The organism is Microbispora bryophytorum, assembly GCF_006874465.1.
Classification (GTDB): domain Bacteria; phylum Actinomycetota; class Actinomycetes; order Streptosporangiales; family Streptosporangiaceae; genus Microbispora; species Microbispora bryophytorum.
In genome coordinates this window covers 44001-60050 of record NZ_VIRL01000027.1, presented here as the reverse complement: position 1 = coordinate 60050, position 16050 = coordinate 44001, and the positions used below count along the sequence as shown (strand labels likewise).

Genomic DNA, 16050 nt, shown 5'->3' with positions numbered 1-16050 from the left:
TGGGCCACCCACGAGCTGCGCCGGCGAATCCGCCTACTCACCCACGCCTGCCGACTTCTAACCGAAACCGTCGACGACACCGCACGCCAGGCCCACACCGCCGCCCAGCAGTACATCCAGGCTCACCCGGCAAGCGATCGTCCTGAGGCCCGCCTAACCTTTACAACGTAGATTCACCGGGCCGAATCCCACCAAAACGGACAGCTTCCGAGATGACGAGGCAGTTCATTTGAACACGGCGGCCACCCGCACCTTCATTGACCGTGGATCCCCTGGTCAGCTCCGGTATTGACGGGCACCGGTCGGGAGCGGTCGGCACGTTCAGCTTCACGGTCAAACGACGGTCAGACATCAAAAAAGCCTGATCACTTTGAGAGTGATCAGGCCTCTGACCTGCTAGAACAGTGTCGGGACGGCGGGATTTGAACCCACGACCCCTTGACCCCCAGTCAAGTGCGCTGCCAAACTGCGCTACGTCCCGTTGCCCTGGTCTCCCCGGGCACATCCAAACCTTAGCGCAGTTTCCGCCCTCGTGCGTACACGAACCGCCCCGCTGGGCCTAGGCTGGCGATCATGGGGAGGAAGGCGCGCATCGACCAGGAAGAACTCGTCCGGCTGGCCGCCGACGGGTGGAGCAACGCCCGTCTCGCCGAGCACTTCGGTGTCACGGAGTCGGGTGTCCTGCAGGCGAAGCGAGCCGCCGGCCTGTCCAAGCCGATGACGGACCACAGCCGTGCCCTGCCCTGGAAGCTCCGGCGCGAGCACAGCCAGAGCGGCCCCGCCACCAACCTGCGAAACCTCTCCGCCGCGTCCCAGGGCCGCCTGGTCCCCAAGGACAGGCTCAATACCGCTCTACGCTGGGCGAACCGGCTGGTCGACAACGGGCTCGACATCGCCTACGACCCCGAGCGGGGCTTCCACGAGGTGCCCGCCGGGGACGACTCACACATCGCCCGGGTCCTCGCCGAGGTCCGCGAGGCCTCGGACGCGGCGGGCACCGCTCCCTGACCCGTACGACTCACACACCGTCGCGCGGCAGGGGCGCGGTCTCCTCGCGTACGTGCACGTGACGCTCGTCCGGGTGGACGGCGGTGTGCGACTCGGTCTCCTGAACGCGGACGTGCGGCTCGGCGGCCGGGTCCACGGTGTACATCATGTCCGGCTCGATGGTCTCCACCGTCTCCTCGGCCCGCGGGCGCCGGGTGTAGCGACCGGTCAACACCATGCTGACGACCCCCACGGCCATGAGAATCCAGCCGATCATTTGCAGGTCGATTCCAGGAACGTCCCATTTGACGGCGAACGCGAGAACCGCGCCGACCGCGATGAAGGCGAGACTGGCCCCGAAGCCCATGGCTACCTCCTCTGCTGGTCAACCGCCCATTACCCGCAGAATCCACGATTACGCAAGGCGTAAAGGCCGCGTTCCCGGGCAGTGCGGATGAACAACGCACTCACCCCTGGAGGCAGATATGACCGCCGTAGCATGGGTGGCCGTCGTGATCGTCGCCGTGCTGGTGATCCTTGCAGTCGGCTACCTTGTGTCGGCACGTAACCGCCGACGCCACCTGCAGGACCGTTTCGGGCCCGAGTACGAACGGACGGTGCGGGAGAGCGACAGCCGTAAAGAGGCCGAGCAGGAACTGCTCGCCCGCGAGGAGCGCCACGCCAAGCTGGACATCCGCCCGCTCGACCCGCAGACCCGGGAAGGGTACGCGAGGAAGTGGGCCGAGGTGCAGGAGCGGTTCGTGGACGCTCCCGGCTTCGCCGTGACCGAGGCCGACACGCTGGTCACCGCGGTGATGGCCGAGCGCGGCTATCCCACGGACGAGTTCGAGCAGCGTCTGAGCGACCTGTCGGTGGCCCACGCCGCCACGCTCGACCACTACCGCAACGCCCACGACATCAGCAGCCGCGCCGCCCGGCAGGAGGCCACCACGGAAGAACTCCGCCAGGCCATGGTCCACTACCGCGCGCTGTTCCACGAGCTTCTCGGCGACGGCGACGACGCCGACGTCGCTCCGAACAACCACAACGGTGCCGCCGCCGACGGCCATGACGGCGCCTCGATGAGCGGCCACCACGCGAACGTACGAAAGGCGGGGCGATGACCATGCGGACGAACAAGTACGACGAGCGCGACAAGGTCGCCGAGCAGCCGACTCCCGAGACCCCCGAGCCCCTGGAGGAGGAGGCCCGCCGAGAGAGTGCCGTCGCGGACGCCGGGCGGGACGAGCACGAGGGCCCCGGTCCGGTCTACTCCCCCAGCGACGCGTACACCGCCGGGTATCCGGACGGCACCGCACGCGACGCCGGAGACCGCACGTACCCGCAGGACACGACACCGGAACCCGGCGGTGACGCGGAGACGGACGCGACAACCGACGCGGACGGCACCTCCCGCTTCCGCGAGCCGTACGAGCAGGCGGGCGACGACGTCCTCACGTCGCCCCAGACCGGCGGCAGGCACACGGCCGAGGGCGACCGCCTCGTCGCGGACGGCCGTGCGGACGACTTCACCGAGCCCGGCACCCGGCCGGGTCCGTCCGACGACGACGCGACCGGCGCGTACGACGCCTACGGCGACGACGCGGACCGCGACCCTGAGACGGACGGCACCGGCCACACCCGGGACGGTGTGACCGCCCTGGACACCACGACTTCCGCGGACGCCACCACGCCCGCCACTGTCGGCGCCGCCGTCGACGGTCCGGTGAACTACCCCGCCACCACCGCGGCCTCCGGCACGGCGTCCTTCCTGGACGAGACGCTGGACAGCCGGTGGCGCGAGGTCAAGACGGGCTTCGTCGACGATCCCCGTCAGTCGGTCGAGCAGGCGGACGCGCTCGTGGAGGAGGCCCTGTCGGCCCTCACCACCCGCCGGCAGGCGCTGCTCGACCAGTGGAAGGACAACGAGCGGGGCGACACCGAGGCGCTGCGCCTGGCCCTGCACGAGTACCACGCGTTACTTGCCCACCTGACCCGGAAGTGAGGGAACAATGCTCGCCATCGCCGCGGCGGTCGTCTTCGGGATCGCCTTTCTCCTTGACCTCCTCAACGCGAGCATCGGCATCGGCCTGACCGCGCTGCTCGCCCTCGGCCTGTGCCTGCTGGCTTTGCACCAGGCCGGCATCGGCACCGCCGGGGTGAACTCCTGGCGCGGCGGCTGGCGCGGCGGACGCGTCCGTCGCTGACCCCGCGGCCGGACGCCTCCCCAGAAAACCCAGCCCGGACAACGCAGCCCGGAAATCCCCCGGACAACACAGGCCGGAACAACGCGAAGCGGTCTCGTGGGAGCACTTTCTCCCGCGAGACCGCAGCAGCGTATGCCGCCGAAAACTCGCCCGCCCCGCCTGACGTCCCTTGTGCGGCATCGCGCAGGAGGCCGGACGCCGGTTCCCTGTTCACTCCCACGGACGCCGATGCTCTGCCCGCTCCTGCCGAAAAATCATGCGTGAACGAGCTAGCTGCTCATATAGCGTGTTCGGCATGATTTTGCCCTCCCCGCGGCGCTCCCCTGGACCACGGCCGTGCTGAGCCGCCTGCTCCGCACGTATCTGCGCCCCTACTCGCCCGCGCTGACGGCGGTGGTGCTGTTCCAGCTCGTCGGCACGATCGCCTCCCTCTACCTGCCCAGCCTGAACGCCGACATCATCGACCAGGGGGTGGCCACCGGCGACACCGGCTACATCCTGGCCACCGGCGGCTGGATGCTGACCGTGTCCCTCGTGCAGATCGCCTGCTCGATCGCGGCGGTCTATCACGGTGCCCGGGTGGCGGCGGGGTTCGGCCGGGACGTCCGGTCGGCGGTCTTCCACCGCGTGAGCGGCTTCTCCCAGCGGGAGGTCGCCGAGTTCGGGGCTCCGTCGCTGATCACCCGCAACACCAACGACGTGCAGCAGATCCAGATGCTCGTGGTGATGACCTGCACGATGCTGGTCGCCGCGCCCATCATGGGGGTCGGCGGCATCATCATGGCCCTGCGTCAGGACGTCGGGCTGTCGTGGCTCATGCTGGTCTGCGTCCCGGTGCTGCTGGTCTCGATCGGGCTGATCGTCTTCCGCATGGTCCCGCAGTTCCGCGCCATGCAGACCCGCATCGACGTGGTGAACCAGGTGCTCCGCGAGCAGCTTTCCGGCATCCGCGTGGTCCGGGCCTTCGTCCGGGAGCGTGAGGAGATCCACCGGTTCGCGCAGGCGAACGACGAGCTGACCGGGACGGCGCTGCGCGTCGGGCGGCTGACCGCGCTCATCTTCCCCACCGTGATGCTGATCCTCAACGCCTCCAGCGTCGCCGTGCTGTGGTTCGGCGCCGCCCGGGTGGACAGCGGCGAGATGCAGGTGGGCGCCCTCACCGCGTTCCTCATGTACCTGATGCAGATCCTCATGTCGATGATGATGGCCACCTTCATCTCGATCATGATTCCGCGCGCCGCGGTCTGCGCGGAGCGCATCGCCGAGGTGCTGGACACCGAATCGTCGGTGCGCCCACCCGAGCGTCCCGTACGGCAGGTGGACCGCCGGGCCGAGCTGGAGCTGCGTGACGTCGAGTTCCGCTATCCGGGCGCGCAGGCGCCGGTGTTGTCCGGTGTCTCCTTCCGCGTGACCGCGGGACGGACCACCGCGATCATCGGCAGCACCGGGTCGGGGAAGACGACCCTGCTCTCCCTGGTGCCCCGGCTGTTCGACGCGACCTCCGGCGCCGTGCTGATCGACGGCGCCGACGTGCGCGACCTCGACCCCCAGATGCTCTGGACGCGCATCGGGCTGGTGCCGCAGAAGCCGTATCTGTTCACCGGCACCGTGGCGAGCAACCTGCGGTACGGCAACCCGGACGCCACCGACGAGGAGCTGTGGGAGGCGCTGGAGATCGCCCAGGCCCGCGACTTCGTCGAGGCCATGCCCGAGGGGCTGCAGGCGCCGATCGCCCAGGGCGGCACAAACGTGTCCGGCGGGCAGCGCCAGCGCCTGTCCATCGCCCGCGCGCTGGTCGCCGAACCCGAGATCTATCTGTTCGACGACTCGTTCTCGGCACTCGACCTGACCACCGACGCCAGGCTGCGCGCCGCGCTGCGCCCGCACACGGCCGACGCCGCCGTGGTGATCGTCGCTCAGCGGGTCTCGACCATCGCCGACGCCGACCAGATCGTCGTCCTGGACGACGGCGTCGTCATCGGCATCGGCACCCATGACGAACTGCTCGACTCCTGCCCGACGTACGTCGAGATCGTCGAGTCCCAACTGACCGCGGGGAGTGCGGTATGAGCGACCGGCCCACGGCACAGCCCACAGCACCGGTGCGACCGCGGCCCGCCGGAGGCGGCGGTTTCGGGCCCTTCGGCCGCGGGCAGATGCCGGCGGAGAAGTCGATGAACTTCGGCCCCTCCGTCCGGCGGCTGCTGCGCCGGTTGAGCCCGGAACGGCCGAGGCTCCTGGCCGTGATCGCCCTCGCCGTGATCAGCGTGGTGTTCTCCGTCATCGGGCCGAAGCTGCTCGGCCGCGCGACCGACCTGATCTTCAGTGGTGTGATCGGCGGACGGCTGCCCGCGGGAACGACCAAGGAGCAGGCCGTACAGGGACTGCGCGCCTCGGGCCACGGCGACTTCGCCGACATGGTCGCGGGGATGGACCTCGTCCCCGGTCAGGGCATCGACTTCGGTGCGCTGGCCACGGTCCTGACCTGGGTGCTGGTGCTGTACGTCGCGGCGTCGCTGTTCATGTGGCTGCAGGGCCGGCTGCTCAACGACGTGACGCAGCGGACGGTGTTCCGCCTCCGGGCCGACGTCGAGGACAAACTGCACCGGCTCCCGCTGAGGTTCTTCGACGGCCAGCCGCGCGGCGAGCTGCTCAGCCGGGTCACCAACGACATCGACAACGTGTCCCAGACCCTGCAGCAGACGCTGAGCCAGTTGCTGAGCTCGCTGCTCACCGTGATCGGCGTGCTGGTCATGATGTTCGTGATCTCGCCGCTGCTCGCGGTCATCGCACTGGTGACGATCCCGGTCACGATGGTCGTCACCGGGCAGATCGCCAAGCGCTCGCAGAAGCAGTTCGTCGCCCAGTGGGCCCACACCGGCACGCTGAACGCCCACATCGAGGAGGCGTTCACCGGTCACGAGCTCGTGAAGGTCTTCGGGCGGGGCCCGGAGGTCGAGCAGGTGTTCCGGGAGCGGAACGAGGCCCTGTACAAGGCGAGCTTCGGCGCCCAGTTCATCTCCGGGATCATCATGCCGACGATGATGTTCATCGGGAACCTCAACTACGTCGCCATCGCGGTCGTCGGCGCCGTACGGGTCGCCGGCGGATCGATGAGCCTGGGCGACGTCCAGGCGTTCATTCAGTACTCCCGGCAGTTCACCCAGCCGCTGACGCAGGTCGCCTCGATGGCCAACCTGCTGCAGTCGGGGGTGGCCTCCGCCGAGCGGGTCTTCGAGCTGCTCGACGCCGAGGAGCAGGAGCCCGACCCGGCCGACCCGGCGCTGCCCGCGATCCGGCGGGGGCGCGTCGAGTTCGAGCACGTGTCCTTCAGGTACGACCCCGAGCAGCCCCTCATCGAGGACCTGTCGCTGGTGGCCGAGCCCGGGCACACGATCGCGATCGTCGGCCCGACCGGCGCGGGGAAGACCACGCTGGTCAACCTGATCATGCGCTTCTACGAGCTGGACGCGGGCCGCATCACCCTCGACGGCGCGGACATCACGGCGATGCGCCGCGAGGACCTGCGTTCCCAGATCGGCATGGTGCTCCAGGACACCTGGCTGTTCGGCGGGACGATCCGCGACAACATCGCCTACGGCAACCCCGGGGCCACCGAGGAGGAAATCCAGGCGGCGGCACGGGCGACGTACGTCGACCGGTTCGTCCGCACCCTTCCCGACGGGTACGACACCGTGATCGACGCGGAGGGCGGCAACATCAGCGCCGGCGAGAAGCAGCTGCTGACCATCGCCCGCGCCTTCCTCGCCAACCCGTCCCTGCTCATCCTGGACGAGGCGACCAGCTCGGTCGACACCCGCACCGAGGTCCTGGTGCAGCACGCGATGGCCGCGCTGCGCAGCGACAGGACCAGCTTCGTCATCGCCCACCGGCTGTCCACCATCCGCGACGCCGACCTCATCCTGGTGATGGAGGCCGGGAGCATCGTCGAGCACGGCACCCACGACGAATTGCTCGCCGCCCGGGGCGCCTACCACCGGCTCTACTCGGCCCAGTTCAACGGGACACTGACCACCGGGGCCCTGGCCGGCGACGACACCCCCACAGAAGTGGGCTGAGGAGTGCCGCGTGGCCTCGGGCCACGCGGCACTCCCCCGGGCGGGTCACCCGGCATCTCCCAGTCACACGGCGTCTCCCGCCGTGGGTCACGAGCGGGCGGACAGGGTGAACTCCTTGCGCGGCTCCTCGATGGCCCCCAGCGAGATGATCTCCCGCGGGAAGAAGAGCCCGAGGGTCCAGTCCATGAGGATCCGGGTCTTCTTGTTGAAGGTCGGCATCCGCGTCAGGTGATAGGTGCGGTGCATGAACCAGGCGGGGAAGCCGCGAAGCTCCCGGCCGTAGATCTGCGCGACCCCCTTGTAGAGTCCCAGGCTCGCCACCGACCCCGCGTACTTGTGCCGGTACGGCCGCTGGGAGTGCCCCCGCAGCGCCGCGAGCAGGTTGTCGGCCAGCGTCTTGGCCTGCCGTACGGCGTGCTGGGCGTTGGGCGGGCAGAACTCGCCCGGCCGGGTGAGGTCGGGGACGGCGGCGCAGTCGCCCGCGGCGAAGGCGAAGCCGGTGTCGTGCACGCGCAGGCAGGGATCGACCCTGATCCTGCCCTTCTTGTCCAGCGGCAGGTCGCCGGCGCCGACCAGCGGGTTGGGCTTGACACCCGCCGTCCAGACGAGGGTGTCGGCGTCGAACTCCTCGCCGTCGCTCAGCACGATGCGGCGGCCCTCCGCGGACTTCAGCAGCGTGCCCATGCGGACCTCGATGCCGCGTGCGCGCAGCTGCAGGACCGTCCACTTGCCCATGTCGGGGCCCACCTCGGGCAGGATGCGGTCGGTGGCCTCGACCAGGATCCAGCGCATGTCCTCGCGGGACAGCCCCTCGAAGTACTTGAGCGCGTCCGCCGCCATGTCCTCCAGCTCGGCCAGGGCCTCCACCCCGGCGTAGCCGCCGCCGACGAAGACGAAGGTGAGGGCCTTGCGGCGGACCTCCGGGTCCGGCGTGGACGCGGCGATGTCGAGGCGGCCGAGCACGTGGTTGCGCAGGGCGATGGCCTCTTCGATGGTCTTGAAGCCGATGCCGTGCTCGGCCAGGCCGGGCACCGGCAGCAGCCGTGAGATCGAGCCCGGCGCGACGACCAGGTAGTCGTAGTCGATGGTGAGGTCCGGGCCCTGATGCGGGGTGAACTCCGCCTTGCGGTCGCCCAGCCGCACCTGGGTGACCCGCCCGCTGAGGATCTGGCACTTGTTCAGCACCCGCCTGAGCGGGACGACGACGTGCCGCGCCTCGATGCTCCCCGCGGCCGCCTCTGGCAGGAAGGGCTGGTAGGTCATGTAGGAGTCGAGGTCCGCGACGGTCACGAGCGCCTCGCCGCGGCGGAGCCTGCGCTGCAGGCGGAGTGCGGTGTACATGCCGACGTATCCGCCGCCGACGATCAGAATCCGTGGGACAGCCATGGCTGTCCCCTACCCCTGCCCAACGCGGAAACGCATCGTCACGGTTGTTCCGCCGGGACCGGTGGTGACGTGGAGGTCGCTGCTCAGCATGCGCGCGACCCACAGCCCCATGCCGCTGGTCGCGTCCTCCGGAGGCGGGTCGTGGCCCGGCTCGCCCTCAAGACGCCACTCCGGGCCGTCGTCGTGCACGGCGACCACCAGGGCCGGCCCCTCGCTCCATATGGTCAGCCGCGCCTTCGTCGACCCGTGGGTGACGGCGTTGGTGGCGACCTCGTTGAGCGCGACGAGGAAGTCGCCGATCGCGTCCTCCCGCATACCGCGACGCAGCGCCTCGGCGGCGGCGTACTCCCGCAGATCGGGCAGATCGGCTAAGGAGAAGGCACACTCCCTTGCCGCTCTGGTGACGTGCGCGGGAACGCCGTCATCTTTCACCCGGTACACGCCTCCCGCCGGAAATCTGGCCGTCTCAGGATCTATGGGCTGTGGGCAGGACGAAGATACCCCGGGACACCGCCTTGGCACAGACGGTGTCCCGAGCGTCGTCGCATCCTCTCATCCCGCGACGAGCTCCGCCCGGAGCTGGTCGAGGGTCTTGCGGAGGATCCGTGAGACGTGCATCTGCGATATGCCGAACTCCGCCGCGATCTCGGCCTGCGTCATGTTGCCGTAGAAACGCAGCAGGAGGATGTTCTTCTCCCGCTCGGGGAGAAGGTCGAGGAGAGGCTTCAACGCCTCGCTGTCCACCAGGGTGTCGAGCGCGTCGTCCTCTTCGGGGATCACGTCGCCGAGGGCGGCGGCGTCGTCGTCGGCGCCGATCGGCGCGTCGAGGGAGAGGGTGCTGTACGCCGAGGAGGCGTCCATGGTGAGGAGCATGTCCTCCTCGGACAGACCCATCTTCTTGGCGAGCTCGGCGACGGTGGGGAACCGGCCCAGCTCCTGGGTCATGTCGGCGACGTGCCGGTTGAGCTCGGCCCGGCGCTCCTGGTAGAGGCGGGGCACCCGGACGGCCCAGGTGCGGTCCCGGAAGTGCCGCTTGACCTCGCCCGTCATGGTGACCATGGCGTACCCGCGGAAGCTGTGGCCCAGCGTGGGGTCGTAGCCGTTGATGGCCTTCATGAGGCCGACGTACGCGGCCTGGAGAAGGTCTTCCATCGGCTCACCGCGGTTGAGGTACCGCCGGGCGATGTCCCTCGCCATCGGACGGTGCATTTCTACGATCTTCTCGCGGAGGCGTTCCCGCCGCTCCTCGGACAGTCCGTCCACGGCCAGCTCGGCCAGGAGCTCTTCGGCGGTCGGATTGCTGACGGTCTCTGCACGAACCTCGGCAGCCATCTGCGCAGTCCCCTCGTATTTTTCTCGCGAGGGCGCCTGTGCGCTGGGGTGACCAAGCAGAAGGCGCGCCTCGCTACAGTGTCGAGACGAGGCCCTCTGCTGGACCTCTGCTTCAGTATATTGCCGCAAAATCAGGAGTATCACCACCCCTTCTGCACCAGTAATGTTGCCGAAGAGGAGGCGCGAGGTGTCTAACAACGGACTGCTGTCCCTGACGTCCAGTATGGCGGGGGACATCGTGGTGATCCATGTGAACGGTGTCCTCGACGCCACGACACGTGAGCAGTTCTCGGACTATCTGGACGCCGCGGCGGACGACCACGGCCCCGACATGATCCTTGACCTGGGCGGCGTGACGTTCATGGACTCCCGCGCGCTGGGCCTGATCGTGCACAACTGGCAGCGCTCGACCACGGCCGGCGGCAACTTCGCGCTGATCTCCGTGCAGTACCCCAACTCCAAGGTGATGTGGGTCACCGGACTGTCGCAGCGGCTGCCGCTGTTCGACACCCTCGACGAGGCCCTGGCCGCGTTCGCCGTCTGAACCCGCCACTTCACACCGCGTCCCCCCGCATCTTGCCGCCGCCCCGCGGGGCCACTTCACGCCGCCCCGCGCCGCCGCGCCCGCCGCCACCCCTGCCGGCCGCGGCCCGCGCGTACGGCTCCGCTCAGGCCGGGGGCGCTCCCCCGTGCTTCTGCTGGTGCTCGGTCACCAGGAGCTTGGCGAGGTCGGCCACCTTGACCTGGTGATGCTGCGACACCCGTCTGAGCTCATCGAACGCCTCCTCGGCGGAGCAGCCGCTCTTCGACATGATGATGCCCTTGGCCTGGTCGATCACCGACCGGCCCGCCAGGGCCTCCTGCATCTGCGCCGCGCCGGTCAGGACGTCGTCGAACTCCCAGATGTTGGCCAGCGCCACGGTGACCTGCTCGCGCAGCAGGGCCATGAGTGAGCCGCCGGAGCTGAACACGCCGGGGCGCACGCCGTACAGGCCGATGATCGCGACGGCTCCCTCCACGGCGATCGGCACCACGAGGACCGAGCGCACCCCGTGCCGCACGGCGGTGGCGGCGTAGCGGGACCAGCGGGATTCGCGCATCACGTCGGGGATCGTCACCGAACGCCCGGTGGACAGCGCCTCCCTCGACGGGCCCTCGCGCAGGTCGCGCTCTCGATCGATCAGCACGGTGAGCTCGCTGTGGGAGGCGGCGAGCAGCACGCGCTCCTCCATCCACAGCTCGGCGGTGCCGCCGGCGCAGCCGGGCACGCCGCGCGCGACCGCCTCGGTGATGCCGCGCAGAACGCCCTCGGCCGACGTGCCCCCCGTCACACGGCCGAGCGCCGCGAGGTCACGCGCGAGAATGGATGTCGTCTCCATGGTAGAAAGACCGTTCCCATAGTTTTCGGGTTAATCCAGGCTGGATCGATTAGACCCGGGGTTTGGCGTAGCGTCTACGTCGAGAGAGGGAGGCAGCTTGCCCGACACCGCCGAGCTCGAGCGCGCGTTGAGCGGGCTCGCCGACCGCATCGCCACCCTACGGGACGATCCCGATCCAGGTGCGATGCTACGGGAGCTGGACGCCGCCGAGGAACTGGTCCGCAAGGCCCTGAGCGAGCTGGCGCGCAGCCGCAGGCGCAGGGACGGCGGCAGCCAGCGCGAGCAGAAGCTGCTGCGCCAGGTGTTCCGCGCACTGCCGATCCCTGTGATCATCATGGACACGGGCGGCACGGTGCGCCGTATCAACAACGAGACCACGCGCCTGCTCGGCAGCCCGGCCGGCTACCTCATCGGCCGCGCCTTCCCCCTGCTCGTCGACGTGACCGCCCGGGCCGCGTTCCGGCAGCGCCTCGCCGCCGTCCTCCACGGCGACGACAGCGCCTCGTTCCAGACCCGGCTGGCCCACCAGGGGCGCGCCCACACCGTGCGGCTGGTGCTGAGCCGCCTGCGCATGCCGGGCGAGCCGCAGGAGATGATCGCCGGGGTCGTGCTGCCCACCGAGGTCCAGCTGCCCGAGCCCGCCGTACAGGCGGGTGTGCCCGACGACGCCGCGGTCCTGGCGGCGGCCAGGCGGCACGAGCTGCTGTCGCGGCTGACCGGGCTGCTGCTGGACGAGGAGAGCCTGCGCGAGCCCGTCGCCCTGCTGCGGGCCGCCCGCCTGCTGGCGGCGGAGACGGCCGACTGGGTGATCGCGGACGTCGCCAGGGACGGCGACCTGGTCCGGTCGGTCGTCATCGGCCCGAGTGACCAGCCGGTCGGGCGGCTGCAGCGGACGGTCGAGGAGGCCCCGCCGGCGCTGGCCCCGGTCGTGGAGCAGGTGATGACCACGCAGAGCGGTGTCGTCCACGAGATGCTGACCGACGACTCCCTGCTCGGCGGCGACGTGCTTCAGGCGATGCGCGCGGGCTCGCTGCTCAGCGTGCCGATCCGCACCGACGGCGAGGCGCACGGCGTGCTCACGCTGGTGCGGCTGCGCGACCGGCCGCCGTTCGGCCTGGCCGACCTGGGCCTGATGGAGGAGATCGGCCTGCACCTCGGCCTGGCGATGCGGGCCCAGCAGGGGTTCCAGCGCCGGGCGCAGGCCGCCGACACCCTGCAGACCGGCGTGCTCCCCCGCACGCTCCCCGAAATCCCCGGCTTCGAGATCGCCGCCGCCTACCACCGCGGCTCCGGCATACGCGCCATCGGCGGCGAGTTCTACGACGTGTTCCCCGTCAAGAACGGGTGGGGCTTCGTGATCGGCAGCGCGGCGGGACGCGGCGAGGAGGCGGCCTCCGTCACCGCCATTGTCCGTAACGGCCTGCGCGTGCTGAGCGTGTGGGAGGACGACCCCGGGCAGGCCCTGAGCAAGGTCAGCGACGCCCTCGTCGCGCAGAACACGGGCCTGTTCGTGATGGCCGCCGCGGGCTTCGTCCGGGGTCGCAAAGTGCGGCTCGCCTCCGCGGGGCACCATCCCACGGCGCTGATCCAGCCGGGCGGCGGCGTCAGGTTCTCCGAGGGCGGCGGCGTCCCCCTGGGCTTCGAGGAGGGCTCGGTCCCCCCGACGGAGGAGCTCACGCTGTCGCCGGGGGAGACGCTCGTGCTGTACAGCGACGGCCTGGTGGGCGCGCAGAGCCCCGCCGGGGACAACTACGGCGAGCAGCGGCTCACCGAGGCCCTCGCCCGCTGCGCCGGGCAGCCCCCGAGCGCGGTCGTCAAGGCCATCGAGGAGGACCACCGGGCCTTCTGCGGCAGCCACGCGGTCGACGAGATCACCATCCTCACGCTGCGCCGGCCCCGCTGACGGGAGTGGGACCGCGTGAGTGGGGCCGCGGGAGTCGGGCCCACGGGAGTCGGCCCGATTTTTCCCGATTAGGTGTTTAGCGCGAATCAGAGTAAGGTAAACATCATCTACATCGAACGTGCCTAAGACGCAGGCACACCCTTTCAGACGCCTTCCTGTCTTGAGGTGTGCCATGGATATCGCAATCGTCTCCGCGCATGAGCTGACTCCCGACACTCCCGCCATCGCCCGCGAGCTGGGCCGGGGCCACCGGGTGACGGTCTACACCCGTTCGAAGGTCCGGGGGGACGGCGTCGAGCACGTGCCCGCCGGACCCGATGTGGAGCTGTCGGAAAGCGACCTCCTCCCGTACATCTCGGACTTCAGCGACGGCCTGCGCCGCAGGTGGCGGGAGCACCGCCCGGACATCATCCACGCCTACTCGTGGTCCAGCGGCCTGGCCGCCATCGCCGGGTCCGAGGGCCTGGGCGTGCCGGTCACCCAGACCTTCCACAGTCACTACGACGACGCCCGGAGCGCCGCGCCCGTGCGGCGGCTGGAGTGCGCGATCGGCCGCCGGGCCAGGGCCGTGATCGCCGCCTGCGCCGACGAGGAGTCCGAGCTGATCCGGATGGGCGTGCCGCGCCGCAACATCTCGGTCATCCCGCACGGCGTGGACATCGAGCGCTTCCGCCGTCAGGGCCCGGCCTTCCCGAGGGGCGAGCGGCCCCGCCTCCTCCACGTGGGACACGTGGGCGCCGACTGGGCCGTGCACGCCCTGCGGGCCGTGCCGGACGCCGAGCTCGTGATCGCGGGCGGCGACGACCAGAGCGTCGAGCGGCTGCGCGCCCTCGCCGGGGAGCACGGCGTGACCGACCGCGTGGAGATGCTCGGCATGGTTCCGCACACCGCGATGCCCAAGCTCATGCGCAGCGCCGACCTGGTGCTGTCGCTGCCGCCGACCGTCCCCACGGGCACGGCCGCGCTGGAGGCCATGGCCTGCGGCATTCCGGTCATCGCCTCGGCCACCGGGGCGCACCTCGACTCGGTGGTGGACGGTGTGACCGGATTCCTGACCCGGCCCGACCGCCCGCTGGAGATCGCCCACCGGATCCGCCGCCTGCTCGGCGACGCCACCCTGCGCACGGCCATCGGCTACGCGGCCGCCGACCGCGCCCGTTCCCGCTATTCGGTCGAGCGAATCAGCATGGAACTGCTCCGCGTTTACGAGAAGACCTGCGCGTAAAGGCAAGCGATATTACCGGATATAGGCCGTTAACTGAGTGAATTCTTGTGATTAACTCGGCTCATGTCACGTCATGGGCCTGGTTTAGCGGTGGCGGCGGCGATGCTCATCGCCGCCGCCACGGCGTGTTCAAACGGGGACTCCACGAAGGTGTTCAACGCCGGGAACGAGTCCACCGCACAAGGGTCGGCGTCCTCCCCCGGTTCTCCCGGCGCGCCGCCGGGCAACGCGAACGCGGCGGGGCTGAGCGCGACGCAGACCGCCACCGCGGCCGCCGCACCCGCCGCGGCACTGGCCGGCGCATCCGCCGGCGAGGACTCCGGCCGGAAGGGCGAGGAGGCCGCGGACGCGATTGGCGACACCACGGTCGCGGAGAAGATCGGCGACATCGCCGCGGCCCCGTCGCCGCGCCCCTCCCCCCTTCCGTCTCCCGGCCTCTCGTCCGGCCCGCGGGCGACGCCCGCCCCCACGACCGGAACCGAGACCGAGCCGCCGATGCGGCTCGCGCAGCCCGTGCGCACCGCCGACCGGCCGGTCGTGGTGAACGCCATCGAACCGGAAGACGTGCCCCGGGCGGATCGCTCACCCGCCCAGGCCACCCCCGGAGGCGCGAACGGGGCCGGGCGGCAGTCCTCCCCGCCGCCGCGTGCGCCCTCCCCCACACCGCGTGCGCCCTCGGCCACGCCGCTGCCCCCGTCCGCCACGCCGCTGCCGCCAGCCGGCGCCTCCGCCGCCGGTTGGAGCGACCCGGCCCTGGCCGAGGACTTCGGCGGGCAGGCGCTGCGCCTGGCCGGGGGTGCCGGCGCGGACCTGTCCGGAACGCCGGTCCAGCAGTACGGCCGCTGGGAGATCCGCCTGCGGGCCGAGCAGGGCGCGCTTCCCGTCGCGCTGCTGCAGTCCGCCCAGTCGGGCGCCGCCCAGGACGGAGAGGCGCGGCGGGGCGCCGGCTCCCGAACCGGAAGCTCCCGAACCGGCGACTCCCGATACGAACGCTCCCGGCCCGGGGAATCGCGGTACGGCGCCTCACGGTATGGCGACTCGCGGTACGACGCCCCGCGCTCTGACGATTCGCGCTCTGACGATTCGCGCTCTGACGATTCATGGCGCGACGACTCGGAATACGCCGGGCCGCAGGACGGCGTCTCGCAGTTCGGCCGGACGCACGGCGCGGGGACGCACGGTGCGGGGACGGAGAACGCCCAGACGGAGGACGCGGCGATCGGCGTGGCCGGCATCGCGGGCGGGCGGCGCGCGGAGCTCTCCGTCCGGCAGGGCCGCGAACTGGCCAGAGCCGAGCTGGGGACCGACCTCACCCAGTGGCACACGGTCGCCGTCGACTGGCTCCCCGGCCGGGTGACGTTCTGGCTGGACGGCAGGCAGGTGTGGAACTACACCGGCCCCTACGTCCCCCGGTCCCGGATGGGCCTGGTGCTGCGCAACGACGCCTCCGGCGGCACGGTCTATGTCGACTCGGTGCGGGTCTACCTTGCTCCGCAGCGGTAGCCCTCCGATGATCCCGGACGCGGGACGTTGACGCCGGACGAAGACGCAT

General features: G+C 70.5%; 15 protein-coding genes and 1 tRNA gene. 10 read left to right on the top strand and 6 right to left on the bottom strand.

Going from position 1 to position 16050, the window contains the following annotated elements; all coding sequences use genetic code 11:
* Positions 1-407 precede the first annotated feature (407 nt).
* A tRNA-Pro gene (locus FLX07_RS32780) sits at positions 408-481 on the bottom strand.
* Positions 482-573: 92 nt separating this feature from the next.
* Here FLX07_RS32780 and FLX07_RS32775 point away from each other — a divergent pair.
* Positions 574-1008, top strand: coding sequence for a hypothetical protein (locus FLX07_RS32775; protein WP_142575568.1), 435 nt, complete (start codon positions 574-576; stop codon positions 1006-1008).
* A gap of 10 nt (positions 1009-1018) precedes the next feature.
* On the opposite strand, the gene FLX07_RS32770 is transcribed toward FLX07_RS32775, so the two are convergent.
* The gene (locus FLX07_RS32770) at positions 1019-1354 is read right to left on the bottom strand and encodes a DUF6458 family protein (protein ID WP_142575567.1); all 336 of its coding nucleotides are present in this window, start codon (positions 1352-1354) and stop codon (positions 1019-1021) included.
* A gap of 118 nt (positions 1355-1472) precedes the next feature.
* Between FLX07_RS32770 and FLX07_RS32765 the strand changes: the two genes are divergently transcribed.
* The 5 genes from FLX07_RS32765 to FLX07_RS32745 all read left to right on the top strand — a co-directional run bounded on the left by FLX07_RS32765 (position 1473) and on the right by FLX07_RS32745 (position 7273).
* The gene (locus FLX07_RS32765; RefSeq protein WP_223854252.1) at positions 1473-2111 is read left to right on the top strand and encodes a hypothetical protein; all 639 of its coding nucleotides are present in this window, start codon (positions 1473-1475) and stop codon (positions 2109-2111) included.
* On the top strand, positions 2108-2992 hold the full coding sequence (locus FLX07_RS32760; RefSeq protein ID WP_142575566.1) for a hypothetical protein: 885 nt from the start codon (positions 2108-2110) through the stop codon (positions 2990-2992). Before FLX07_RS32765 ends, FLX07_RS32760 begins: the two co-directional genes overlap by 4 nt.
* Positions 2993-2999: 7 nt before the next feature.
* The gene (locus FLX07_RS32755) at positions 3000-3194 is read left to right on the top strand and encodes a hypothetical protein (RefSeq protein WP_142575565.1); all 195 of its coding nucleotides are present in this window, start codon (positions 3000-3002) and stop codon (positions 3192-3194) included.
* A gap of 336 nt (positions 3195-3530) precedes the next feature.
* Entirely contained in the window at positions 3531-5264 is a 1734-nt protein-coding gene (locus FLX07_RS32750) for an ABC transporter ATP-binding protein (RefSeq protein ID WP_142575564.1), read from the top strand.
* Positions 5261-7273, top strand: coding sequence for an ABC transporter ATP-binding protein (locus FLX07_RS32745; protein ID WP_142575563.1), 2013 nt, complete (start codon positions 5261-5263; stop codon positions 7271-7273). Before FLX07_RS32750 ends, FLX07_RS32745 begins: the two co-directional genes overlap by 4 nt.
* Positions 7274-7360: 87 nt before the next feature.
* Here FLX07_RS32745 and FLX07_RS32740 read toward each other — a convergent pair whose 3' ends face one another.
* The 3 genes from FLX07_RS32740 to FLX07_RS32730 all read right to left on the bottom strand — a co-directional run bounded on the left by FLX07_RS32740 (position 7361) and on the right by FLX07_RS32730 (position 9991).
* The gene (locus FLX07_RS32740) at positions 7361-8659 is read right to left on the bottom strand and encodes an NAD(P)/FAD-dependent oxidoreductase (RefSeq protein ID WP_142575562.1); all 1299 of its coding nucleotides are present in this window, start codon (positions 8657-8659) and stop codon (positions 7361-7363) included.
* A 9-nt stretch (positions 8660-8668) separates the two neighbouring features.
* Positions 8669-9091 (bottom strand): ATP-binding protein, encoded by a 423-nt coding sequence (locus FLX07_RS32735; RefSeq protein ID WP_167748480.1) that lies wholly within the window; start codon positions 9089-9091, stop codon positions 8669-8671.
* A 120-nt stretch (positions 9092-9211) separates the two neighbouring features.
* Positions 9212-9991: a SigB/SigF/SigG family RNA polymerase sigma factor gene (locus FLX07_RS32730; protein ID WP_142575560.1), complete on the bottom strand. Its 780-nt coding sequence runs from the start codon at positions 9989-9991 to the stop codon at positions 9212-9214.
* A 187-nt stretch (positions 9992-10178) separates the two neighbouring features.
* Between FLX07_RS32730 and FLX07_RS32725 the strand changes: the two genes are divergently transcribed.
* On the top strand, positions 10179-10535 hold the full coding sequence (locus tag FLX07_RS32725) for an STAS domain-containing protein (protein WP_229689964.1): 357 nt from the start codon (positions 10179-10181) through the stop codon (positions 10533-10535).
* 124 nt (positions 10536-10659) lie between these two features.
* Here the strand turns inward: FLX07_RS32725 and FLX07_RS32720 are convergent, their stop codons facing one another.
* Entirely contained in the window at positions 10660-11370 is a 711-nt protein-coding gene (locus tag FLX07_RS32720; protein WP_142575558.1) for a GAF and ANTAR domain-containing protein, read from the bottom strand.
* A gap of 97 nt (positions 11371-11467) precedes the next feature.
* Here FLX07_RS32720 and FLX07_RS32715 point away from each other — a divergent pair, with 97 nt between their 5' ends.
* The 3 genes from FLX07_RS32715 to FLX07_RS32705 all read left to right on the top strand — a co-directional run bounded on the left by FLX07_RS32715 (position 11468) and on the right by FLX07_RS32705 (position 16001).
* The gene (locus tag FLX07_RS32715) at positions 11468-13273 is read left to right on the top strand and encodes a SpoIIE family protein phosphatase (RefSeq protein WP_223854253.1); all 1806 of its coding nucleotides are present in this window, start codon (positions 11468-11470) and stop codon (positions 13271-13273) included.
* A gap of 172 nt (positions 13274-13445) precedes the next feature.
* Positions 13446-14498: a glycosyltransferase gene (locus FLX07_RS32710; protein WP_142575557.1), complete on the top strand. Its 1053-nt coding sequence runs from the start codon at positions 13446-13448 to the stop codon at positions 14496-14498.
* Between the two features lie 63 nt (positions 14499-14561).
* Positions 14562-16001 carry a hypothetical protein gene (locus FLX07_RS32705; protein WP_208762510.1) on the top strand — a complete coding sequence of 480 codons (1440 nt, stop codon included), beginning with the start codon at positions 14562-14564 and terminating at the stop codon, positions 15999-16001.
* The last annotated feature ends 49 nt before the right edge of the window (positions 16002-16050 follow it).